Annotated in this window: 19 protein-coding genes; 15 read left to right on the top strand and 4 right to left on the bottom strand. The window is 72.8% G+C overall.

What is annotated here, in order from left to right; translation table 11 throughout:
- Nucleotides 1–1,211: 1,211 nt before the first annotated feature.
- On the top strand, nucleotides 1,212–2,042 hold the full coding sequence (locus AOQ37_RS35540; RefSeq protein ID WP_062650842.1) for an AfsR/SARP family transcriptional regulator: 831 nt from the start codon (nucleotides 1,212–1,214) through the stop codon (nucleotides 2,040–2,042).
- A 204-nt stretch (nucleotides 2,043–2,246) separates the two neighbouring features.
- On the opposite strand, the gene AOQ37_RS35535 is transcribed toward AOQ37_RS35540, so the two are convergent.
- Nucleotides 2,247–3,125, bottom strand: coding sequence for an AfsR/SARP family transcriptional regulator (locus AOQ37_RS35535; RefSeq protein ID WP_062650841.1), 879 nt, complete (start codon nucleotides 3,123–3,125; stop codon nucleotides 2,247–2,249).
- Nucleotides 3,126–3,512: 387 nt separating this feature from the next.
- Here AOQ37_RS35535 and AOQ37_RS35530 point away from each other — a divergent pair, with 387 nt between their 5' ends.
- Together AOQ37_RS35530 and AOQ37_RS35525 are read left to right on the top strand one after the other, a co-directional pair.
- Nucleotides 3,513–4,505, top strand: a complete 993-nt coding sequence (locus AOQ37_RS35530) for a BTAD domain-containing putative transcriptional regulator (RefSeq protein WP_062650840.1) — start codon at nucleotides 3,513–3,515, stop codon at nucleotides 4,503–4,505.
- 709 nt (nucleotides 4,506–5,214) lie between these two features.
- Nucleotides 5,215–6,624, top strand: coding sequence for a condensation domain-containing protein (locus AOQ37_RS35525; protein ID WP_062650838.1), 1,410 nt, complete (start codon nucleotides 5,215–5,217; stop codon nucleotides 6,622–6,624).
- A gap of 26 nt (nucleotides 6,625–6,650) precedes the next feature.
- On the opposite strand, the gene AOQ37_RS35520 is transcribed toward AOQ37_RS35525, so the two are convergent.
- Together AOQ37_RS35520 and AOQ37_RS35515 are read right to left on the bottom strand one after the other, a co-directional pair.
- Nucleotides 6,651–7,031, bottom strand: a complete 381-nt coding sequence (locus AOQ37_RS35520) for a PIN domain-containing protein (protein WP_199825141.1) — start codon at nucleotides 7,029–7,031, stop codon at nucleotides 6,651–6,653.
- The gene (locus tag AOQ37_RS35515; RefSeq protein WP_062650833.1) at nucleotides 7,028–7,285 is read right to left on the bottom strand and encodes a hypothetical protein; all 258 of its coding nucleotides are present in this window, start codon (nucleotides 7,283–7,285) and stop codon (nucleotides 7,028–7,030) included. The genes AOQ37_RS35520 and AOQ37_RS35515 overlap by 4 nt, the downstream gene beginning before the upstream one ends.
- A gap of 928 nt (nucleotides 7,286–8,213) precedes the next feature.
- On the opposite strand from AOQ37_RS35515, the gene AOQ37_RS35510 reads away from it, so the two are divergent.
- From AOQ37_RS35510 to wrbA, 5 genes are all read left to right on the top strand, one after another.
- The gene (locus AOQ37_RS35510) at nucleotides 8,214–9,281 is read left to right on the top strand and encodes a type III polyketide synthase (protein WP_062650831.1); all 1,068 of its coding nucleotides are present in this window, start codon (nucleotides 8,214–8,216) and stop codon (nucleotides 9,279–9,281) included.
- 36 nt (nucleotides 9,282–9,317) lie between these two features.
- Nucleotides 9,318–9,884, top strand: a complete 567-nt coding sequence (locus AOQ37_RS35505) for a cupin domain-containing protein (RefSeq protein WP_062650830.1) — start codon at nucleotides 9,318–9,320, stop codon at nucleotides 9,882–9,884.
- A 16-nt stretch (nucleotides 9,885–9,900) separates the two neighbouring features.
- On the top strand, nucleotides 9,901–11,058 hold the full coding sequence (locus tag AOQ37_RS35500) for a DegT/DnrJ/EryC1/StrS family aminotransferase (RefSeq protein ID WP_062650828.1): 1,158 nt from the start codon (nucleotides 9,901–9,903) through the stop codon (nucleotides 11,056–11,058).
- A complete protein-coding gene (locus AOQ37_RS35495) occupies nucleotides 11,055–12,050 on the top strand; it encodes a class I SAM-dependent methyltransferase (protein WP_062650825.1) in 996 nt (331 codons plus the stop codon). Before AOQ37_RS35500 ends, AOQ37_RS35495 begins: the two co-directional genes overlap by 4 nt.
- Before the next feature lie 123 nt (nucleotides 12,051–12,173).
- A complete protein-coding gene (gene wrbA, locus AOQ37_RS35490; RefSeq protein ID WP_062650823.1) occupies nucleotides 12,174–12,797 on the top strand; it encodes an NAD(P)H:quinone oxidoreductase in 624 nt (207 codons plus the stop codon).
- A 244-nt stretch (nucleotides 12,798–13,041) separates the two neighbouring features.
- On the opposite strand, the gene AOQ37_RS35485 is transcribed toward wrbA, so the two are convergent.
- Complete coding sequence (locus AOQ37_RS35485) at nucleotides 13,042–13,371, bottom strand: hypothetical protein (protein ID WP_062650821.1); 330 nt, start codon at nucleotides 13,369–13,371, stop codon at nucleotides 13,042–13,044.
- A gap of 13 nt (nucleotides 13,372–13,384) precedes the next feature.
- On the opposite strand from AOQ37_RS35485, the gene AOQ37_RS35480 reads away from it, so the two are divergent.
- The 7 genes from AOQ37_RS35480 to AOQ37_RS35450 all read left to right on the top strand — a co-directional run bounded on the left by AOQ37_RS35480 (nucleotide 13,385) and on the right by AOQ37_RS35450 (nucleotide 21,688).
- Nucleotides 13,385–14,971 carry a class I adenylate-forming enzyme family protein gene (locus AOQ37_RS35480; RefSeq protein WP_062650819.1) on the top strand — a complete coding sequence of 529 codons (1,587 nt, stop codon included), beginning with the start codon at nucleotides 13,385–13,387 and terminating at the stop codon, nucleotides 14,969–14,971.
- A 176-nt stretch (nucleotides 14,972–15,147) separates the two neighbouring features.
- Nucleotides 15,148–16,365: a methionine adenosyltransferase gene (gene metK / locus AOQ37_RS35475; protein WP_062650817.1), complete on the top strand. Its 1,218-nt coding sequence runs from the start codon at nucleotides 15,148–15,150 to the stop codon at nucleotides 16,363–16,365.
- Between the two features lie 188 nt (nucleotides 16,366–16,553).
- Complete coding sequence (locus AOQ37_RS35470) at nucleotides 16,554–17,534, top strand: carbohydrate kinase family protein (RefSeq protein WP_062650815.1); 981 nt, start codon at nucleotides 16,554–16,556, stop codon at nucleotides 17,532–17,534.
- 377 nt (nucleotides 17,535–17,911) lie between these two features.
- Nucleotides 17,912–18,775 carry a methylenetetrahydrofolate reductase [NAD(P)H] gene (gene metF, locus AOQ37_RS35465; protein WP_234437123.1) on the top strand — a complete coding sequence of 288 codons (864 nt, stop codon included), beginning with the start codon at nucleotides 17,912–17,914 and terminating at the stop codon, nucleotides 18,773–18,775.
- A 123-nt stretch (nucleotides 18,776–18,898) separates the two neighbouring features.
- The gene (locus AOQ37_RS35460; protein ID WP_199825140.1) at nucleotides 18,899–19,969 is read left to right on the top strand and encodes a methyltransferase; all 1,071 of its coding nucleotides are present in this window, start codon (nucleotides 18,899–18,901) and stop codon (nucleotides 19,967–19,969) included.
- Nucleotides 19,970–20,174: 205 nt separating this feature from the next.
- Nucleotides 20,175–21,104, top strand: a complete 930-nt coding sequence (locus tag AOQ37_RS35455) for an aromatic prenyltransferase (RefSeq protein ID WP_062650810.1) — start codon at nucleotides 20,175–20,177, stop codon at nucleotides 21,102–21,104.
- 119 nt (nucleotides 21,105–21,223) lie between these two features.
- Nucleotides 21,224–21,688, top strand: a complete 465-nt coding sequence (locus AOQ37_RS35450; protein ID WP_062650808.1) for a TetR/AcrR family transcriptional regulator — start codon at nucleotides 21,224–21,226, stop codon at nucleotides 21,686–21,688.
- Nucleotides 21,689–21,726: the final 38 nt, after the last annotated feature.

The following is a 21,726-nucleotide window of genomic DNA, read 5'->3' as shown; positions in this document are numbered from 1 at the left end:
TCTCCTCGTGCGTGTCGGCACGGCGTTGTCACGTTCGCATCGCTCGGGTGTCGTCCTCAGGGGTCGCCATGGGGCCGGGGGCCGCGCACCGTGCGCACGGACCGCGGGCCGTCCCGGGGGCGGCAGACACGGGCGCCCGGCCCCTGCCGCCGGCGGGGGCCGGAACGGGGCGGGAGAGAAGATGCGCCGGCGCCGTCCGCGCCGTCCGCGCCCTCTGCACTCCCGCCGCACCCTGCCTCATGATCCGCCCCGGCCCTCGACACGGACTCAGGTCCCCCTGGAGACCCGGCCCCCGGCCCCCGGCCCCCGGCCCCCGGCCCCCGGGCACCGCCACACCCGGGCCCCCGGACCAACCGGCAGCCCCCGGGCCCGCCAACCTCGCCGCCCCGGCCCGCACACTCCCGCCACACCCCGGCCCCCCGCCGCCCCCGGGCCGCACGCCCGCCGCATCCCGCCGCCTCCGGGCCCCAACCCCGCCGCACCTCACCGCACTCGGCGCGCACACTCCCGCTGCCCTGGCCGCCGAACCCCCGTCGCCCCGGGCCGCGCCCGCGCCGCACCCGGCCTCCAACCCTGCGGCCCCCTGCCGCAGTTGGGCCGCGCCCTCGACGCCCCCGGGCCCCAACCCCGCCGCACCTCACCGCACTCGGGCCGCGCCCCCGCCGCCCCCGGGCCCCAACCCCGCCGCACCCCGCCGCACTCGGGCCGCGCCCCCGCCGCCCCCGGGCCCGCACCTCCGGCGCTCTCCCCGCCACGCCCCCGGCCGTGCCGTCTGCGCGTCAAGCAGACCGATAGGTATATTTCGCCGGGACGAGGGGACAGGCGGCGGCCGGGCCCCAAGGCCGGGGCACGGGGCACCGTTTCCGCCCGGCGCGGGCCTTGCGTGCGGCGGGGCGCATATTTCCGGCCGCACCGATCCGGACTTCCGGTGGCTCCTTGTTTTCGCTGCTCTGTGCGCCACGCAAACGGAACTTCAGCCTCACCCTGCGGTTTCTCCTGGCCGGGCAGGGGAGGGGTGAACGCCCGTTTGATAAGCGGCTGGCCGATTCCCGCCGCCGGGGCCAGGTGATGGACGTCCTGTATTGACAAACCGACTGTGCTGTTTTTTTATCGGGGGTGTTCGATTGACAAGCAGAGCACCGGGCCCCTCGGCGGCGGTAGTTGTGCCGCCCGGGAGTTGCGGTCTGTGGCCTGGACTCATGGGGGAGTTTGTGGACATCGAAGTGCTGGGTGCGTTGTCGGTCCGGGAGAACGGGGTGTCGGTCGTACCGACGGCCCCCAAACCCCGTCAGGTCCTTGCCCTGCTGGCGCTGAACGCCGGACAGGTCGTCCCGGTGTCGGCGCTGGTGGAGGAACTGTGGGGGGTGGTGCCGCCGCGCAGCGCCCGCACGACCCTCCAGACGTACGTGCTCCAGCTGCGCGAGCTGATAGGCGCCGCGCTGGCGCGCGGCGGTGACGAACGGTGCACGGCCAAGGACGTCCTGGCCACCGTCCCCGGCGGATACCGGCTGGTGGTGCGCTCGGGGAGCGTGGACTTCCGCGAGTTCGAACGGCGCGCCGGCGCCGGCTACCGGGCGATGGACGCCGAGGACTACGCGGGCGGCGCCCGGCTGCTGGCCGACGCCCTGTCGCTGTGGCGCGGACCCGCCCTGGCCGACGTCCAGGCCGGCGCCCGCATCGAGATGGAAGGACGCCGCCTGGAAGAGGCCCGGCTGTGCGCCCTGGACCAGCGCATCGAGGCCGACCTGAGGCTGGGACGCCACCGCGAACTGCTGCCCGAACTGACGGTGATGGTCAACCAGTACCGCATGCACGAGAGCGTGCACGGCCAGTTCATGCTGGCACTGCACCGCTCCGGACGGCGCAGCGAGGCACTCGACGTCTACCAGCGGCTGCGCGCCACCCTGGTGTCGGAACTGGGCCTGGAACCCTCCGCGGCGCTCAGCCGCCTCCAGCGCTCGATCCTCATGGCCCGCGCCGAGACCCCGGGCACCGGCACGGGCACCGACACCGCCGAACGCCGGCTGGTCGCCCGCCCCTGACCCGCACCCCCCGCCCCCGGCATGCCCGCCCCGGCCCGGGGCCGGACCGGCCGCACCACCCACCCCGCGCCCTCTCACCCACCCGGGCCCTGTCACCCGCCCGGGCCGGGACGGGCGTATCCCGTGCCGGGTGGGCTGTCTGCGTGCCCCCGCCGCGCGCAGCGTGCCCGTTGCCCGTTTCGCGGGTGACGGTCGGGTCCGGTGTCAGGTGGTGTAGAGGTCGTAGGTGGGGGTGTGGTGGGGGTCGGCGATGATGTCGAGTCGGGGGTCGACGGTGAGGATGGCCTGGTGCATGCGCTGGAGTTGGGGTGAGGGTTCGACGCCGAGTTCGTCGATGAGGCGTTGGCGCAGGCGGCGGTAGGTGTCGAGGGCGGCGGCCTGTCTGCCGGAGCGGTAGAGGGCGAGCATGGCCTGGGAGTGGAGGCCTTCGTGCTGGGGGTGGCGGGCGGTGAGGTGGGTGAGTTCGGCGGTGAGTTCGCTGTGGTGTCCCAGGCGTAGTTCGGCGTCGATGCGGCGTTCCTGGGTGACGAGGCGGCTCTGGTGCAGGCGCATGGTCTCGATGTGCAGGACGGGGCCGTGGGGGACGTCGACGAGTGCTTGTTCGTTCCAGAGGCTGAGGGCCTGGTCGAGGAGGCGGGCGGCGTCGGCGTCGTGGCCGTGGTCGAAGGCTTTGTGGCCCTGGGCGGCGAGTTGTTCGTAGCGGTGGGCGTCGACGGTGTCAGGGGGGATCTGGAGGAGGTAGCCGCCGTAGCGGGTGGCGAGGATGTCCTTGGCGGTGCGCGCGCCGCCGCTGCCGTCGTCACCGGCGTCGCTGTCGCCGCGGCTGTGTCCGGTGGGGCGGTGGGTGGTGGGGAGGGCGTGGGTGAGCATGCGGCGTAGTTGGAGGATGTAGGTCTGGAGGGTGGTCAGGGAGCTGTGGGGGAGGTCGGTGTCCCAGATTTCTTCCATGAGGGTGGGGACGGGGACGACCTGGCCGGGGCGCAGGGCGAGGAGGGCGAGGATCTGGCGGGGTTTGCCTGCGGTGGGGACGATGTTCTTTCCGTTGATTTCCGCGGTGAGTGCGCCCAGAACTTTTATGTCCATTGTTCCTCCGTACCGTTTGCGTGGGGCGTGACGGTCGGTTCGAGGGGGTGGTGTGGCTTTCGATAGTGTCTTCGGTGGGGGTTGTCGCGGGGTTTTCGGGCCGTGGCCGCGAGGGGGTCTGAAGGTTTTGTGCAGAGGTGCGCGAGGCGCAGTCGAGTCGTTCTCCAGTGCTCGTCCGGAACGGGCCGGGAAACGGAACCGGGCCGATGCCGGCGCACCGCGCCCGCGAAGCCGCGGCGCACGGGCCCGCCCCTGCGCCGCACGGACTTGAACCCCCCTGGAGAAACAGTCCACTTGGGCCCGCAGGACGCCGGCCGGCCCTGCGTAGTGACCGGCGCGCCGACTACGGTGCCCGGAACCCGTTGGACATCCCGGTGCGAGGACGGCATGGAGTTTGGGATTCTGGGGTCGGTGCAGATCCGCGACCCGCGCACCGGTCTGCGGATCGTGCCCGTGGGCGCCAAACAGCGCGCCCTGCTCGGCGCCCTGGTGGTCAGGGCCGGCCAGGTCGTGCCCAGCGACCGCCTCGTCGACGAACTGTGGGGCGAACACCCGCCGTCGAACGCGGCCAACGCCCTTCAGGCCCACATCGCCCGGCTGCGCCGGCTGCTGCCCGCCCCCGCTCCCGGCCCGGGCACCCGCCATGACGCACTGGCGACCCGCCCCACCGGATACGTCCTGCGCCTGGGCGGCGCCGACACCGACGCACGCCGCTTCACCCGCCTGGCCGCCGAGGGCCGGGCCCTGCTCGGCGCCGATCCCGTGCGCGCGGCCGGACTCCTGCGCGAGGCCCTCGCCCTGTGGCGGGGCGCGGCCCTGGAGGGCAGCGGCCGCGGCGCCATCTGCTCGGCGGAGGCCGCCCTGCTGGAAGAAGGCCGACTCCTCGCCCTGGAAGCCCTCTACGACGCGTGCCTGCGCGCCGGCCACGGACACGAGATCACCGGCGAGCTCGAGGAACTGACGGTCGCCCACCCGCTGCGGGAACGCTTCTACGACCTGCTGATGAACGCCCTCGAACGCTGCGGCCGGCAGGCGGAGGCCCTCCTGGTCTACGAACGGGCCCGCCGCACACTCGTCGACGACCTGGGCATCGAACCCGGACCCGCGCTGCGCGCCCGGATGCAGGCCATCGTCCACCCCCACGACCCCACCCCCGGCCCTTACCCCCGCACTAACCCCGGCCTTTACCCCGCCACTGGCCCCGGTCCCGCCCGTTGCCCCGGCCCAGGCGCCGCCCCCGGCCCCGACAGCGACGTACGGCTGCTGCGTGAGGAGATCGCCTGGCTGCGCCGTCGCGTCGAACGGCTCGCCCGGGAACAGAACGACCTGCTCAGCCGCCTCGACCACCTCATGCTCCGGGAACCGTCCGCCCGCCCATGAACCCCTACCCACTCGCCCGCCCGCGTCTGCTGCGCTTACTCGGGCACCCGCCAGCCCGACCGCCCCCCCGCCGGTCGGCTCGCACGCGCCTGCTGCGCCTGCCCGGGCGCCCGCCAGCCCGATCGTTACCTGCTCCGCACGCCCCGCCCACCTGCGGCACCGCACCGCACCGCGACGCCCGCACCGCACCGCGACGCCCGCACCGCACCGCACCGCGACGCCCGCACCGCACCGCACCGCGACGCCCGCGCCGCGAACACCGCGACGCCCGCGCCGCGAACACCGCGCCGCGAACACCGCGCCGCGAACACCGCGCCGCGAACACCGCGGCGCGACGCACCGCACCGCACGGCCGGTGCCGCTGTCCCGTACCGGCGGTGGCACGCGCGTCCAGGCGTGGCGGGCAAGGCGGCGCGCCGTGGGTGCGGGGCCGGGAGCGGCGGGGCCCGGTGTGCCGTCACCGGGGCATCGCTGGGCGGCAGTCGGCCGTCGCGCGGCGGCCGTCCGGGCGGCGGGACCGTGCGGCCCCAGCCGTCGCCCAGGCGTTCACGAGCGGTGCTCGAGCCGCGTCGGCACGCTGTCAGGGCGCTGACGGGACGGTGCTGCATGATGCGCCGGGGAGTGCCACACCCGGGTAAGCCGCTCCGGCGGGATCACGGTGACCCGCGGTCCTGGCGGGGCGCGCCGGCGACTGCGAGGAGGACGAGACATGGCGAGGTCGAGCCGCCGGCGCCGCGCGTGGATCCGTACCGACCGCCGCCCCACCGCACCCGCGCGCGCCGCACGGCCGCCCGTGCAGGCCCCCTGGCTGCGCTGCGGCGCGCTGCTGGCCTCCGCCGTGAACCGGACCACCGGCCGGCATGTGGAACAGGTCTGGTGGCACTGGTACGGGCCGCTGGACACCGAGCGGTTCACCGCCGCCTGGCAGTCCGTCATCGACAGAGAAACGATTCTCCGAGGCGCGCTGGAATGGGCGCCCACACCCCGCCTGGTCTTCCACCTCAGCGCCCGCCCCGAGGTCGTACGCCACCGCGCGGGCACCGTCGACTTCGACGAACTGCTGGAGCAGGACCGGCTGCACGGCTTCGACCTGGGCAGCCCCGGCCCGCTGCGCATCACCCTCGTCGACACCGGCGACCCCGGCGTCACCCGGGTCCTGCTCACCTTCCACCACGGGCTGCTGGACGTCCTCAGCGTCGCCGTGCTCCACAACGAGTTCAGCCGCGCCTACCTCGGCGGCGGCGTGCTGCCCGGCGGTGAACGCCGGCCCGACGTGCGGGACTGGCTGCACTGGCTGGAGTGCCAGGACATCACCGCCGCACGGGAGTACTTCCGCTCGGTCCTGCCGGAGGAGAACTCCGCCGTGCTGCCCGCGCGGCCCGGCCCGCCCACCGGGCAGAACGGCTCCGGCCGCGCCGAGGCGCGGCTGGCCGCCGCCGACACCGAACGCCTGCACCGGTGGGCGGCCGGCCAGGGCCTGCCGGACTCCAGCGTGCTGCACACGGTGTGGGCGCTGCTGCTGTACCGCGCGGCGGACACCGGCGGGGCCGTCCCGGTGGGCTTCGGCGTCACCGTCTCCGGGCGCGGCATCCCCCTGGAATGCGCCGAGCGGCTGGTCGGCCCGCTGCGCAGCTGTCTGCCGATGAGCGCCCTGGTCGAGGCCGGCCGCCCGATCGGCCGGCTGCTGGCGGACCTGCGCGAGCGGGCCCTGGACATGTCGGGCTACGAATGGGTCTGCCCCCGCCAGATCCAGGAGTGGGCCGGCCGCCCGGCCCGCCGCCTCCAGAGCCTGGTCTCCCTGGAACCCGCCCCGCGCCCGCTGCCCGACCTCCAGGCCCGGCTCGCCGACGCCGGCATCCGCTTCGGGCACCGCCACGCCAGCGGCGCGCACCCCCTGCTGCCCGTCGCCCTGCTCGCCCGCGAGGACACCGACGGCTCACGGCTGCTCACCGTCGTCCACGACCGGGCCCGCCTCGGCGACACCGACGCCGCCCTGCTGGCCGGCCAGTGCGCCCGGCTGCTGCGCCGGATGCCCGACCTCGACGGCACCGAGACCGTCGCCGAGGTACTCGCCCTCCTCGGCAGCGCCCCCTCACCCCGCATCGCCCCACCGCTGTGACAGCCCGCCCGGCCGGGGTGCGGTGCTCAGGAGGTGAGGTCCAGCACCCGGACCGGTTCTCCCGCCCACCGCTGCGGCGCGGTGGTGGCGATGACCGCGCCGTCGGGACGCTCAGGGGTGGGCTGCGCCGCCTGCCGGCTGTGCGCTGCGGCCCATGTGGCCTCCCGTGCGACGGCCAGAGCGGCGGCCAGGTCCAGATCCAGGACGGTGATGCCGGGCAGCGAGGCCAGGTGCTCGGCCGTGCCGGGCCGGGTGCGGTCGGCTTCCACCAGCGCACAGGCCGGTGCATACAGGAACCAGCCCGATTCTGCGTGCGCACGGTGGATCAGCCGGGAAGCCAGGATGTTGCCCTGGCCGGCCGCTGTCATCGCGGTGTCGTCCAAGACGATGTGCAGGGCGTCGCTCACCGGCCGGCCGCCTGGGCCAGGCGCCGGTCCAGCTCGCTGTCCAGGTCCCGCTCCTCGGCGGCACTCGGCGCGTAGCCGTTCCATTCCTTGAGCGCGGCCAGCGCCTTTGCCGCCCGCTCGGCACGCTCGGCCGGGGTCAGCATCGTCTCGGCGAGACGGGCCAGATACGCGCGCAGTGACAACCCCTCGGCGGCGGCGATCGCGGCCAGGCGGTCCTTGGCTTCCTCGGGGATGCGGACATTGGCATCGGGCATCGTCGTACTCCTTCCCACCCCGCAAGGATACGGGTACGTACCCGTACCCGCCACGTTTCCGCTGTACCTCCCGGCCCGGCTGCCTGTGCCTCAGCCGCGCCGCCGCCCCCCTTCGGCCGGCTGCCGTCCCCAGCCACCCGCCGCCCCCGTCCAGGCCCCTCCCGCCCGCCGCGTCCGTAACTCGCATGCACGAGCGAGGAGTTGGGGCGGCCGCGGGCGCAGGTGCCGGGCCGTGTCGGCGCCGGTGGGGGCCGCGGACCGGGTGTGACCCGCGTCACCTGGTGGTGTTCTGGCGTCAGGGCCCGGCCCGTGTCACGATTTCTGCACGCCTTCCCTGCCCGAAAACATTTACGAGGCAGCGGATTGAGTGCGGGTACCGCCGGTCCGCGCCACAGCGGGACCGAGCCCCCTGTGATCCACGGCAGCCGGCCGCCCGCTCCGGGCGGCCGAACTCCTTTTCCCGGCAAGGCCGGCACACGGCGCGCCCCCGGCACGCACAGGCCCCTGCCGCCCGCCGCCGCCTCACCCCCACACCCCGCCGCCCGCCCGGCCCGTCCGGCATGCCCGCGGGTGACGGCACGTCATGTCACCTGCGGACGGCGGGACACGGGCCGTGAGTGGGGGCGGTGGCGGTGGCGGGGGAGGGGCTGCCCGGCAGGGGGCCCTGCGGCGTCCGACCGCACCCGCACCCGGAACCGCACCCCGCCCGCCGGCACCCGCCACCGAGGCCGCCGAGGTCATCGAGGCGACCTGGGCCACCTGGGCCACCTGGGCCACCGGGGCTGACGCGGGCGCCGCCGCACGGCGGGGGTGCGGGCCATCGCGAAAGACCACCACACCGAGGGAGGCAGGCGCAGGCGGCCTGCCGCCGGCTCCACGTCCCACTGCCCTTGCTGTCGAGACTCCAGAAGAAGTGGATTCCAGATATATGCCAAGGCTATGCAAACCGGCGATGCACGCGCCGGAACATGTCATCACAGTCGAAGAGACTCTGGAATTTGCCGAAGAGGCGCATGCCGGCAAGCCGCAGCTTCCCTTGGCCCTGCGCCTGATCCGCAACACGGGCGTGAAGAAGCGGCACATCGTCCAGCCCATCGAGAAGACGCTGCACCACCCCGGATTCGAAGAGCGCAACCGCATCTACGAGCTCGAGTCGAAGAAGCGCTGCCCCGCGGTCATCGAAGAGGCCCTGGCCAACGCCGAACTGACCGCCCGTGACATCGACGCCATCATCTACGTGTCGTGCACCGGCTTCCTGATGCCGTCCCTGACGGCATGGCTGATCAACAAGATGGGCCTGCGCTCCGACACCCGGCAGATCCCCATCGCCCAGCTCGGCTGCGCGGCCGGCGGCGCGGCCATCAACCGCGCCCACGACTTCTGCCTGGCCCACCCCGGCAGCAACGTCCTCATCGTCGCCTGCGAACTGTGCTCGCTGTGCTACCAGCCCACCGCCGACGACATCGGATCCCTGCTGTCCGACGGCCTGTTCGGCGACGCGGTCGCCGCCGCCGTCGTACGCGGCCTGGGCGGCACCGGCATCGAACTGGAACGCAACGCCTCCTACCTCATCCCCAACACCGAGGACTGGATCTCCTACGCGGTACGCGACACCGGCTTCCACTTCCAGCTGGACCGCCGCGTGCCCGGCACGATGGAACCCCTCGCCCCCGTCCTGCGCGAACTGGCCAAGGACCACAGCTGGGACGCCGGCAAGCTCGACTTCTACATCATCCACGCCGGCGGACCGCGCATCCTCGACGACCTCGCCAAGTTCCTCGAAGTCGACCGCGACGTGTTCCGGCACAGCTGGTCGACCCTGAGCGAGTACGGCAACATCGCCAGCGCCGTCGTCCTGGAAGCCGCCCGCCGGCTGTTCGAGGAGGACACCCCCGCTCCCGGCGCCACCGGTCTGATCGCGGGATTCGGCCCCGGCATCACCGCCGAGATGGCGCTCGGCACCTGGGCCGACGACAGCCCGCGCAGCATCGGCTGACCTCCCCGGCCCGCAACCGTCAAGGAAGCGAAGCGTATGACCGACCTCATCGTCCCCCCGGGTGCGGGACGCAAGCTGATCACCCCGGCGCAGGAAGTCACCTTCAAGGCCACCGAGGCCCAGGGCTCCTCCATCTCGATCTTCGAGGTGGTCGTGCCGCCCGGATTCGACGTCGGGGCGCACGTGCACAGCCATTCCCAGGAGTTCTTCTACGTCCTGGAAGGCGAACTGGACCTGCTGGCCTTCGAGCCGGCCCACCGCACCGAGGACACCTGGCACGACTGGGAGTCCCCCGGCGGCGACCGCGTCGTGCGCGCGGGCGAGGGCGCCTGCATGTTCGTGCCCCCCGGCACCCCGCACGCCTTCCGCAACGCCACCGACAGACCCGCCCGGATGCTCTTCCAGAGCTACCCCTCACCCGACCACGAGCTCTACTTCGAGGAGATCGCCGAGATCTGGTCCCGCGGCACCTCGGTGGACCCCGCCGCCGTCGAGCAGATGCGCAAACGCTACGACGTCAGCCAGATCACCCCGCTGCGCTACACACCACCCGCCCCTTCCACGCCACCGGCCGCAGACCCGGCCGCCCGGCCCGGCGCCTGACGGGAGACGACACACGATGGAACCGATCCCCCTGGTCCACGCCAGTCTGGGAGAACAGGAACTGGCCGCGGTCGCCGAGGTGTTCGCCTCCGGCTGGCCGGCCGGCCAGGGCCCCCGGGGCAAGGCCCTGGAAGCCCAGCTCGCCCAGAAGTACGGCGTCGGCGACGCCGTCGCGGTCAGCAACTGCGGCGCCGCACTGCACCTGGCCCTGCTCGCCCTCGGCGTCACACCCGGCGACGAGGTGATCGTCGCCGACTACACCTTCCCCGCACCCGCCCACGCCGTGCGCTACCTCGACGCGGTCCCCGTCTTCGCCGACGTCCGCCCCGACACCGGCACCGTCGACCCGCAGGCCGTCGCCGACCTGGTCACCGCCCGCACCGTCGGCATCATCGCCGTCGACACCGTCGGCGTCCCCGCCGACTACGCGCCGCTCCAGGAGATCGCCGACCGCCACGGCCTGTTCCTCGTCGAGGACGCCGCCTGCGCCGTCGGCGCCACCTACCAGGGCCGCCAGGCCGGCGCCCTCGCCGAGGTCGGCTGCCTGTCCTTCCACGGCCGCAAGGGCGCCACCAGCGGCGAGGGCGGCGCCCTGCTCGCCGCCGACGCGAAGATCGCCGCCGACGCCCGGCTGCGCTCCTCCTTCGGCATCGGCAGCATCTTCGACATCGCCGAGGTCGTCGGCCTGCCCATCCCCGAATTCACCGAGATCGGCTACAACTTCAAACTCTCCGACATCGCCGCCGCGATCCTCCAGGTCCAGCTGGGCCGGATCGGCGAACTCCTCGACCGGCGCGCCGCCGTCGCCGCCCACTACGGCGAACTCCTGGCCGGCGAAGAACTCCTGACGCTGCCCCACGTGCCCGAGGACCGCACCCACGCCTGGCAGTCCTACATGGTCACCCTGGACCCGCGCGTGGACCGTTCGGCGGTCGCCGCCGAACTGCGCGCCCAGGGCATCGGCTGCGGACACGGCACCTGGGCCACCCACGTGCAGCCCGTGTTCGAGTCCAAGCAGACCTGCCCCGTCTCGGCGGACCTCTTCCGCCGCAACCTCGCCATCCCCATGCACGCGGAACTCTCCGCCCACCAGGCCGAACGGGTCGCCACCGCGCTGCGCAGCGCGGTCCGCACCCACGCGTCGTCCTCCCCGGCCCTAGGAGGGGCAGCATGAGCGACAGCCCGCCGTCACCGGACAACGTCCTGCGGCTGATCAACGGCTACTGGGCCACCGGCGTCCTGGGCGCCGCGGCCGCCCACCACCTGTTCACCCACCTCGAGGACGGCGCGGGCAACGCCACCGAACTGGCCGCCCGCGCCGACATCTCCGAACGCGGCGCCCAGACCCTCCTCGACGGCCTCGTCAGCATCGCCCTGGTCACCCTCGAGCAGGGCCGCTACCGCAACACCCCCGAGGCCTCCGCCTACCTGGTCGACGGCAAGCCCGCCAGCCTGAGCAACTTCGCCAGGCTCAAGCTGTCCCACATGGGCGCCCTCACCGGCCTGCCCGACGTGGTCCGCGCCGGGGGACCGGTCAGCGAGGTCGTGGTGGAAGTCGCCAACAACCCGCACTGGCAGGAGATCGTCACCGCCATCGCCGCACAGTCGGTACCCGCCGCCACCCTCGCCGCCGACGTCCTCGGCCTGGCCGGCGCCGGCGAGATCTCCATCCTCGACGTCGGCGGCGGCTCGGGCATCTACTCCGGCATCTGGCTCGAGACCAACCCGGACGCCCGCGCCACCCAGCTCGACTGGGCACCGATCAACGCCATCGCCCGCCGCCTCGTCGACGAACGCGGCGTCGGCGACCGCTTCACCACCGTCGACGGCGACTTCCACACCACCGACTTCGGCACCGCCCGCTACGACATCGCGCTGTACTCCCACATCGCCCACCAGGAGGGCCCGGAGTCCAACGTGGAGGTCTTCACCCGGCTGCGCCAGGCCCTCAAACCCGGCGGCACCCTCGTCGTCAACGACTACGTCGTCGACGACGACCGCAGCGGCCCGGCCTTCCCGCTGATCTTCGCCTCGGAAATGCTCCTCAAGAGCAAACAGGGCAGCACCTGGCGGCAGAGCGACTACCGCGACTGGCTGCTCAAGGCCGGCTTCACGGACGTCACCTTCCACTCCGCGCCCCCCGCCACGCTGGTCCTCGCCCGCTAGCGGCACCCGCCCGGCAGCACGGCAGTCCGGCAGCCCGGCAGTCCGGCAGCCCGCCCCGTGGCGCGGGGCGGCCCGGCCCCGTGGACCACCCGATCCACCGCAACCAAGACAAGGAAACCGGATATGGCACCCGTGAACGTCTCCGTCATCTACTACAGCTCCACCGGCACCGTGCACGCCCTGGCGAAGGCCGCCGCCGAGGGCGCGGAGAAGGCGGGCGCGACCGTGCGCCTGCGCAAGGTCCGCGAACTGGCCCCGCCGCAGGCGGTCCAGGCCAACCCGGCCTGGGCCCAGCACCTCCAGGACACCGCCGACGTCGCCGAGGCCACCCTGGACGACCTCAGCTGGGCGGACGCGGTGCTGTTCGGCACCCCCACCCGCTTCGGCAACGTGGCCAGCCAGCTCAAGGCGTTCATCGACACCGCGGGCGGCCTGTGGCAGCAGGGCGGACTGGCCGACAAGGTCGTCTCCGCGTTCACCGCCTCCGGCACCGCCCACGGCGGCCAGGAGTCCACCATCCTGGCGCTGAGCAACACCTTCTACCACTGGGGCGGCATCATCGTGCCGCCCGGCTACACCGACCCCATCCAGTTCCAGACGGGCAACCCCTACGGCACCTCGCACGTCGCCGGCGTCGGCGGCTCCGGCGCCGCGCCCGGCGAAGCGGTGCTGGCCGCCGCCGCCCACCAGGCCCGGCGCGTCGCGGAGACCGCCGCAGCCCTCAAGGCCGGCCGCGCCACCTCCTGACGCCCCCGAAGGACAGGGCGCCCCGCCCCGGGCGCCCCCCACCCCCCCCGGGACGCCCCCACCCCCCCCCGGGGGGGGCCTGCGTCTCCCCCCGGAACGGGGACGGCACACCCGCCCCCCGTTCCCCGGGAGCATGCACAACTGCTCCCGGGGGAGGGGCCCTTCCCGGCCGCCGGCCCTGCCGTGACGGCGACCGGAGCGGTCCTGCCGCCGCCGGCTCCCGGCCCCGCCGTACCTGCCGGTCTCACCGTGCCCGCCGTACCTGTCGTGCCCGCTGGAGCGCCAGCAGTCCGACCAGCAGGTAGATCACACCCCGCGCGGTGAACCCGCCGGTCCCGCCGTATCTGTCGTGCCTGTCGGCCTCGCCGTGCCTGTCGGCCTCGCCGTGCCTGTCGGCCTCGCCGGCCTCGCCGTGCCTGTCGGCCTCGCGGCCGCCGGCCTCACCGGCCTCGCCGTGCCTGCCGGCCTCACCGTGCCCGCCGTATCCGCCGTATCTGCCGTACGGAGTGCCGCCGCGTGCGCGGCGGCCTCCCGCACCCGCCGGTGACAGCCCGAACGTCCCTCGCCCACGCAAAGGAGCAGCCCCGATGAAGGGCTCTGTGGCCTACCAATCGATACAGAAGCGCGGTCTTCACATCGGCCTGCTGCCGGCCATGGCCGCGGCCGTCAACGGCGCGACACCGATCACCCTCGACCACGATCTCGACGTCGCGCCCGAGACCGGCCGCAACCTGACGGTCTCCCGCCTCGCCGACCTCGTGGACGACCTCGCGGCCCGGCTGTGGGCGGCGGGCGTGCGGCCCGACGAGCACATCGTGGTCCACAAGAAGGCCAACGCCGACGTGTGGGTGCTGGCCTGCGCCGCGTCCCGGATCGGCGCGATCCCGGTGATGCTCTCGCCCGGCCTGGACGCCAAGACGGTCGGCGCCCTGCTGGAACGGGTCGGCCGGCCCAACCTGCTGACCGACGAGCACAAACTCGACGTGCTGGCCGAGGTGCCGGTCGCGGAGCTGACCCGGCGGGTGATCATCGTGTCCGGTGAGCGGCCGGGGGCGCAGTCGCTCGGCAAGTTCGCCGGCGCGCCGCGGGTGCGGCCGGTGGTGCGGCCGATCGACGAGGCCGCCGTCATCACCCACACCTCGGGCACCACCGGGCTGCCCAAGCTGGTCGTGCACACCCCCCGCACCCAGGGCATCCGGCTCAAGCCGCAGTGGCGGCTGCTCTCCTTGATGCGTGAGCCGGAGACCGTCGCGGTGCACATCTCCTTCGTGCACTCGCGCATGGTCGCGGCGATGGCCCTGGCCCTGCTGCGGGAGATGCCGGTCCTGCTGATGAACGAGTCGGACCCCGACACGGTCGCCGACCTGTTCCGCGCCAACCGGCCCGGGTTCATCGAGGCGCTGCCCAACTCGCTGATGGAGTGGGAGGGCCTGGCCGAGGACCCGCGCAAGCCGTTCGCCTCGGTCAAGTACTTCAGCAGCACCTTCGACGCGATCCACCCCGGCACGATGAGCCGGCTGCTGAAGTCCTCCGAGCGGCGCGGCGCGTTCTTCTTCCAGATCTACGGGCAGAGCGAGGTCGGACCCGCCGTCGGCCGCGCCTACTTCCGCGGCTCCGCCCACAAGGCCAACGGCCGCTGCGTGGGCTGGCAGATGCCCGCGGGAGCGGCGAAGGTCCGGGTGGTGAGCCGGGACGGCAAGCGGCCCTCGGAGAAGAACCCCGGTTTCATCGAGGTCGCCTGGCCGGGTCTGGCCAAGACGTACTTCGCCGAGCAGGACCGCTACGACACCAACCGCTTCGGCGACTGGTGGCGCACCGGGGACGTCGGCTACTTCACCCGGTTCGGCTGCCTGCACATGCTCGACCGCGAGGTCGACATGATCCCCGGGGTCCGCAGCTCCCTGGAGGTCGAGGACCTCGTCCTGGGCAAGCTGCCCGAGCTGAGCGAACTCGTCGTCATCCAGGGCCCCGCCGCCGAGGCGATCCCGGTGATCTGCACCCGCGACGACCAGCCCCTGGACCTCGAGCGCTGGCGCAAGGCCGTCGCCGCCTTCCCCCAGCTCGCCGACCCCGTCCAGATCCCGCAGGCCGAACTGCCGCGCACCGCCACCCTCAAGGTGCAGCGGCTCGCCCTGGCCGCCCGGATCAGCGACCAGCTGAAGAACCGGGCCTGACCCGCCACCGGCCGCCCCGCCTGCCCCGGCCGGACCCCTCCCGGCCGCCGCCCCGGCACGCAAGCCGGGCCGGCGGCCGTCCCGGCCGGGGCAGACAGCCCCGCCCCTCACCCCCCGGCTCTCGCCCCTCGCGCACCGTGCTCGCCCGTGCCCGCCCACCACCGTTCTGGAGTGTCATGTCCCGCCGCCTGTTCACCTCGGAATCCGTGACCGAGGGACATCCCGACAAGATCGCCGACCAGATCAGCGACACCGTCCTGGACGCGCTGCTGCGCCAGGACCCCGCCTCCCGCGTCGCGGTCGAGACCCTGATCACCACCGGCCAGGTGCACATCGCCGGCGAGGTGACGACCTCCGCCTACGCCGACATCGCCACCCTGGTCCGCCAGAAGATCCTCGACATCGGCTACGACTCCTCCGCCAAGGGATTCGACGGCGCCTCCTGCGGCGTGTCGGTGTCCATCGGCGCCCAGTCGGCCGACATCGCCCAGGGCGTCGACACCGCCTACGAGGTCCGCGTCGGCAGCGAGCGCGACGAGGACGAACTGGACCGGCAGGGCGCCGGCGACCAGGGCCTGATGTTCGGCTACGCCAGCGACGAGACCCCCGCCCTGATGCCGCTGCCGATCGAGCTGGCCCACCGCCTGGCCCGCCGCCTGACCGAGGTCCGCAAGGACGGCACCGTCCCCTACCTGCGCCCGGACGGCAAGACCCAGGTCACCATCGAGTACGACGGCAGCCGCCCGGTCCGCCTGGACACCGTCGTGGTCTCCTCCCAGCACGCCAGCGACATCGACCTCGACGCCCTGCTCACCCCCGACATCCGCACCCACGTCGTCGAGCCCGTCCTGGCCGCGCTCGCCGAGGACGGCATCAAACTCGACACCGACGGCCACCGCCTCCTGGTCAACCCCACCGGCCGCTTCGAGATCGGCGGCCCGATGGGCGACGCCGGACTCACCGGCCGCAAGATCATCATCGACACCTACGGCGGCATGGCCCGCCACGGCGGCGGCGCCTTCTCCGGCAAGGACCCCTCCAAGGTCGACCGCAGCGCCGCCTACGCGATGCGCTGGGTCGCCAAGAACGTCGTCGCCGCCGGACTCGCCGCGCGCTGCGAGGTCCAGGTCGCCTACGCCATCGGCAAGGCCGAACCGGTCGGCCTGTTCGTGGAGACCTTCGGCACCAGCACGGTCCCCGCCGAGAAGATCGAGGACGCCATCACCGCCGTCTTCGACCTGCGCCCCGCCGCGATCATCCGCGACCTCGACCTGCTGCGCCCCATCTACGCCCAGAGCGCCGCCTACGGCCACTTCGGCCGCGAACTGGCGGACTTCACCTGGGAGCGCACCGACCGCGCCGACGCCCTGCGCGCGGCCGTCGCCGCGGGCTGACCGCGAAACCAGCGCCGCGCACACCCGGCGGCGCCCGGACCGGCGGGGAGCGGTGGCACCCCCCGTCCCACCGCTCCCCGCTTCCGGTCCCCTCCCGCACCACCACACCCCGCACCCGCACCCGCATGCCGCACCCGCATGCCGCATTCCGCTTGCCGTTCTCCCGACCGCCACGAGGAGCACCTGCCGTGCGTATCGCCGTGACCGGATCGATCGCGACCGACCACCTGATGGTGTTCCCCGGACGCTTCACCGAACAGCTGATAGAAGGACAGCTCGAGCGGGTCTCCCTGTCCTTCCTCGCCGACCGGCTGGAGGTGCGCCGCGGCGGTGTCGCCGCCAACATCGCCTTCGGCCTCGGCCTGCTGGGCTGCGACCCGCTCCTGGTCGGCGCGGCGGGCACGGACTTCGCCGAGTACGGCGCCTGGCTGCGGGCCGCCGGCGTCGACACCTCCGCGGTGCGCGTCAGCGACACCCTGCACACCGCGCGCTTCGTGTGCACCACCGACGCCGACCAGAACCAGATCGCCACCTTCTACGCCGGCGCCATGGCCGAGGCCGGCGACATCGACCTGGCCGCCACCGCCGGCCGCACCGGTGTGGAACTCGTCCTCGTCGGCGCCGACGACCCCGCGGCCATGCTGCGGCACACCGCCACCGCCCACCGCCTCGGCATCCCCGTCGCCGCCGACCCCTCCCAGCAACTGGCCCGCCTGGACCGCGAACAGGCCCGCCGCCTGGTCGAGGGCGCGACCTGGCTGTTCACCAACGCCTACGAGGCCGCCCTGCTGAAGGAACGCACCGGCTGGAGCGAGCAGGACATCCTCCGGCGGACCGGCACCTGGATCACCACGCTGGGCGCCGACGGGGTGAACCTGGACCGCCGTGACGCCCCCCGCCTGCACATACCGGCCGTGCCCGCGCAGAGGATCGCCGACCCCACCGGCGCGGGCGACGCCTTCCGGGCCGGCTTCCTCGCCGCACTGGCCTGGCAGTGGCCGCACGAACAGGCCGCCCGGCTCGGCTGCGCCCTGGCCACCACCGTGCTGGAGTCGGTCGGCACCCAGGAGTACAAACTCCTCGCCGCCGACCTGAGCGACCGCATCGCCCGCACCTACGGCGACGACGCGGCCCGCGCCGCCGAACCCCGCCTGGCAGGCGTGTCATGACCCCCGCCCGGCCCCACCCCACCACCGCAGCCACCCCAGCCCCGACGACCGCGACAGCCGCGACGGGTACCCCAGCCGCGACAGCCGCGACGACTACGACGGCCGCGCCAGGCACGGCGACCGCGACGACTACGACGGCCGCGCCAGGCACGGCGCCCGCGACGACTACGACGGCCGCGCCAGGCACGGCGCCCGCGGCGGCCGCCACGGATACGGCGTTCGCGACGGGCGCGGCGGGTACGGGCGTGCGGGAACCGGCCCCCGCCTCACGGCACGTGCCGCATCCGGCCGCCTCCCAGCAGGCGGCCCCGCATCCGGCAGGGCCGTGGCCGGCGGTGCCGGATGCGGGCGGTGCCGGTGGCGCAAGGCGGCCCGCGGTGACGTTCTCCTTCGAGTTCTTCCCGCCCAAGACGGCCGCGGGGGAGCAGACCCTGTGGAAGGCGATCCGCCGGATCGAGCCGCTGCGCCCGGACTTCGTGTCCGTGACCTACGGCGCCGGCGGCTCCTCCCGCGACCGCACCGTCGCCGTCACCCGGCGCATCGCCGCCGAGACGACCCTGCGCCCGGTCGCCCACCTGACCGCCGTCGGCCACCCGGTCGCCGAACTGCGCCACATCATCGGCCGGTACGCGGACGCCGGCATCCGCGACGTCCTGGTCCTGCGCGGCGACCCGCCGGGCGACCCCAAGGGCGCCTGGACACCCCACCCGCAGGGCTTCACCTACGCCAGCGAGCTGGTCGAACTGGTCCGCTCGCTGGGCGACTTCAGGATCGGGGTGGCCGCGTTCCCCGAGCGCCACCCCCGCTCACGCGACTGGGAGTCCGACATCGGGCACTTCGTCGCCAAGTGCAGGGCGGGCGCCGACTACGCGATCACCCAGATGTTCTTCCACGTGGAGGACTACCTGCGGCTGCGCGACCGGGTCGCGGCCGCCGGCTGCGACATCCCGATCATCCCGGAGATCATGCCGGCCACCGACCACCGGCAGATCGCCCGCTTCGCCGAACTGTCCGACGCCGCCTTCCCCGAGGCCCTCGCCGCCCGCCTGCACGCGGCCCGCGACAACCCCGCGGACGGCCACCGCATCGGCGTCGAGCACGCCACCGCCATGGCCGAACGCCTGCTCGCCGAGGGCGCCCCCGGCCTGCACTACATCACCCTCAACAAGTCCACGGCGGCCCTGGACATCCACCGCCGCGTCCTGGGTTCGGTCAGCCCGGCGATCCTGCGCGCCCGCTGAGCCGAGGCCCCGCTCGTGCCGCCCGGGCACCCCGACGAGACGACCCCCGACCCGCCCCTGCCCCGCACCGTATGTGCCGCCGCGAGGCCGCGCCCGGCGGCCGAAGAGAATGAGGTCAGTGACATGACGCCAGAAGCCACGCTCGCGCGGTTTCGTGAATACCTGGTGGGACCCTCCCGGTTCATGACCCTGCTGTCCTGCTTCGAGCTGGGCATCATCGACGCGCTCCGCGAGCGCCCCGGCCGCACGGCCGCCGAGCTGGGCGAGGTCGCCGGCGCCAAGCCGGACGCCGTGCAGCAGCTGCTGCTCCTGCTGGTCAAGGAAGGCTTCGTCGCCTACGACGACACGTCCGGCACCTACGCCCTGGACGGACTCGAAGGCGTCGCCGACAAGGAGCTCGGCCAGGTCCTCGCCGACCTGGACATGATCAAGGCGGTCACGCTGCGCCAGCTGTTCTACCTCACCGAGAGCGTGCGCACCGGCACCACCGTCGGCCTCAAGGAGCTCTACGGCTACGACGGAGACCTCTACGGCGCGCTCGCCGAGCTGCCCGAACTGCGCGAGCCGTGGGCGAAGCTGATGAACACCGTCACCGCCCACGTCGACCCCTGGTTCTTCGACAACGTCGACGTCCCGGCCGGGTCCAGGGTGCTCGACCTCGCCGGGAACACCGGTCTGGGCGCCGTCAACACCTTGCGGCTGAAGAAGTCGCCCGGCCTCACGGTGACCACCTTCGACCTGCCCGAAAAGGAAAAGGAATGCCTGGAGAACTTCCGGGCCCACGGCGTGGAAGAACACTGCTCATTCATCGGCGGTGACGTCTTCGAAGAAGTCCCCAAGGGATTCGACGTGGTGCTGATCAAGCACTTCCTGCCCATGTTCGACAAGAGCGACGTGTTCCGCATCCTCGAAGGCGTCAACCAGTCACTGGAAGCAGGCGGACAGGTCCACGTCCTGGTCCCGGTGTTCCCCGAGGACATCAAGGACACCGAAAACTACACCGTCGATTTCTATCCCAGTTTCTTCATCGGCTGCACCATGGGGCAGGGCGGGCCGCAGAAACTGTCGACGTGGCAGAGCTGGCTGGAAGAATGCGGATTCCAGGTCACCAAGGCGATCACCGACGACCCCGCCAATCTGCCGCCGCACGCACTCACCGTAGAGGCGCTCCTGTCCGCGACGAAGATCGCCTGAAAGCACGGAACACCTCGAGCCGGTTTCCAGCCGATATCGAGCGGATATCGAGCGGATATGAAGCGGTCCGTCTGACGGAAGTCACGGACGAATGGTACGGTCGCCCGGAATCGGCCCCTTCACGGTGCGAGCCCTGGTAAAACCCGGCGCATTTCGTCGCTGCACTTCCTGTTCGGAAAAACAAAGGTCGAACCCTGGAGGAGTAATGTCCGGAGCAACGAAAGCGGAAGCCGTCTACGCCGCCATCGAGGAGGCGTCGGGTCTGCTGGACGTCCCCTACACGCGGGACAAGGTCCTGTCGGTCCTGACCGCGTTCGGTGACGACATCTCGGACGAGTCCGTGGTCGTGCTCGCCATGGCCGGCGGCGAGAAGTACCGAGGAGAGATCGACTACAACTTCACGGTGCCCACCGAGGTGGGCGACCCCTACAAGATCGCCGTCGCGAACGGCTTCATCGAGGAGACGGACCACCCGGTCTCCACCCTGGCCTCGGACATCGCGGAGCGGTGCGATGTCAGCTTCTTCGGTGTCGAGGCCGGAGTCGTCGGCGGCTTCAAGAAGACCTACGTCTTCTTCCCCCTGGACAACCTGGGGAAGCTCTCCACCCTCGCCGAGATCCCGTCCATGCCGCGCAGCGTGGCCGAACACGCCCGCACCTTCGCCTCCATCGGCCTGGACAACCGCATATCCATCATCGGGGTCGACTACATCAGCAAGACCATGAACATCTACTTCATGGCCGCGCCCGTCGAGGAGAAGACCGCCCTGTCGCTGCTCAGCGACACCGGACTGCCCGAGCCGAGCGCACCGCTGCTGGAGTTCATCCAGAAGTCGTTCTCGATCTACCCCACCTTCAGCTGGGACTCCGCGGACATCTCGCGGATCTGCTTCTCCGTGGTGAGCCCGGACCAGGCGGCATATCCCACCACGCTCCACCCCGAGATCGAGCTGTTCGCGCAGAACGCCCCGCACGAGTACGAAGGCGAGCGGGTCCTCGTCTACGGCGCCACGCTCTCGCGCACCGAGGAATACCACAAGCTCGGGGTCTACTACCGCAGGCCTCCCGCCTTCTGGGACAACCTGCCGCTGGCCGACACGTTCGAAAAGCTCGTGGCCGCCCAGCGCGGCGCCTAGCCGAAAACCGCGCCGGCCGGCACCGGACGACGAACGGCATTCCGGATGCCGGCAACGGCAGCGGAGCAGTACCGGCGACATCAGTGACAGCAGTGATATCAGTGATATCTGGAGGAGAAATGTCCGAAGCTCTTGAGGCCCAAGAACGCGCCGCAGCCCTGGACTCGCTGGGCGGCGTCCTGGGGGAGGCCGGCGCGGCGGCGCTCGACGGGCCGCGCGAGCAGCTGGCCGGGAGCCTTCTGCGCGCGGCCTTCGTACTGTGGGAGGACCCCCAGGTCAGGCCGAAGCTCCTCGGGATCCTGAAGGCCGCGGTCAACGGCAAGGAGGGCGCGGAGCAGATGCGCGGCTTCCTCGCCAACCAGCTCTTCGCCGAGGCGGGCAAGGCGATCGGCATCGCCGGCATGGACATCTACCAGGCGGCCGAGACCCTCAAGGTGCCGGCGATCAACATCAACGCGGCGGCGGGACAGGTCTGGGGCGTGGTCCTGCTGCGCTACGTCGTGGAGCTGGAGCCGGTCGCCTCGGCCTCCAGCGAGGAGCTGATCGAGCTGCTCACCCCGACCATCCAGCGCTACCTGGGCTGACCCGGCACCCGCCGGCCCGCCCCGGCGCCGGCGCGGCA

It is taken from the genome of Streptomyces maremycinicus (assembly GCF_001184025.1).
Taxonomy (GTDB): Bacteria; Actinomycetota; Actinomycetes; order Streptomycetales; family Streptomycetaceae; genus Streptomyces; species Streptomyces maremycinicus.
This window is presented reverse-complemented; position numbering and strand designations above follow the sequence as displayed.

What these genes read in the sequence shown, in the direction of transcription:
- AOQ37_RS35505 (WP_062650830.1), top strand. Translation starts at nt 9,318, where the DNA reads ATGACCGACCTCATCGTCCCCCCGGGTGCGGGACGCAAGCTGATCACC.
- AOQ37_RS35510 (WP_062650831.1), top strand. Translation starts at nt 8,214, where the DNA reads ATGCCAAGGCTATGCAAACCGGCGATGCACGCGCCGGAACATGTCATC.
- AOQ37_RS35515 (WP_062650833.1), bottom strand. Translation starts at nt 7,285, where the DNA reads ATGCCCGATGCCAATGTCCGCATCCCCGAGGAAGCCAAGGACCGCCTG.
- wrbA (WP_062650823.1), top strand. Translation starts at nt 12,174, where the DNA reads ATGGCACCCGTGAACGTCTCCGTCATCTACTACAGCTCCACCGGCACC.
- AOQ37_RS35500 (WP_062650828.1), top strand. Translation starts at nt 9,901, where the DNA reads ATGGAACCGATCCCCCTGGTCCACGCCAGTCTGGGAGAACAGGAACTG.
- AOQ37_RS35480 (WP_062650819.1), top strand. Translation starts at nt 13,385, where the DNA reads ATGAAGGGCTCTGTGGCCTACCAATCGATACAGAAGCGCGGTCTTCAC.
- AOQ37_RS35525 (WP_062650838.1), top strand. Translation starts at nt 5,215, where the DNA reads ATGGCGAGGTCGAGCCGCCGGCGCCGCGCGTGGATCCGTACCGACCGC.
- metK (WP_062650817.1), top strand. Translation starts at nt 15,148, where the DNA reads ATGTCCCGCCGCCTGTTCACCTCGGAATCCGTGACCGAGGGACATCCC.
- AOQ37_RS35460 (WP_199825140.1), top strand. Translation starts at nt 18,899, where the DNA reads ATGACGCCAGAAGCCACGCTCGCGCGGTTTCGTGAATACCTGGTGGGA.
- AOQ37_RS35530 (WP_062650840.1), top strand. Translation starts at nt 3,513, where the DNA reads ATGGAGTTTGGGATTCTGGGGTCGGTGCAGATCCGCGACCCGCGCACC.
- AOQ37_RS35455 (WP_062650810.1), top strand. Translation starts at nt 20,175, where the DNA reads ATGTCCGGAGCAACGAAAGCGGAAGCCGTCTACGCCGCCATCGAGGAG.
- AOQ37_RS35535 (WP_062650841.1), bottom strand. Translation starts at nt 3,125, where the DNA reads ATGGACATAAAAGTTCTGGGCGCACTCACCGCGGAAATCAACGGAAAG.
- AOQ37_RS35450 (WP_062650808.1), top strand. Translation starts at nt 21,224, where the DNA reads ATGTCCGAAGCTCTTGAGGCCCAAGAACGCGCCGCAGCCCTGGACTCG.
- AOQ37_RS35495 (WP_062650825.1), top strand. Translation starts at nt 11,055, where the DNA reads ATGAGCGACAGCCCGCCGTCACCGGACAACGTCCTGCGGCTGATCAAC.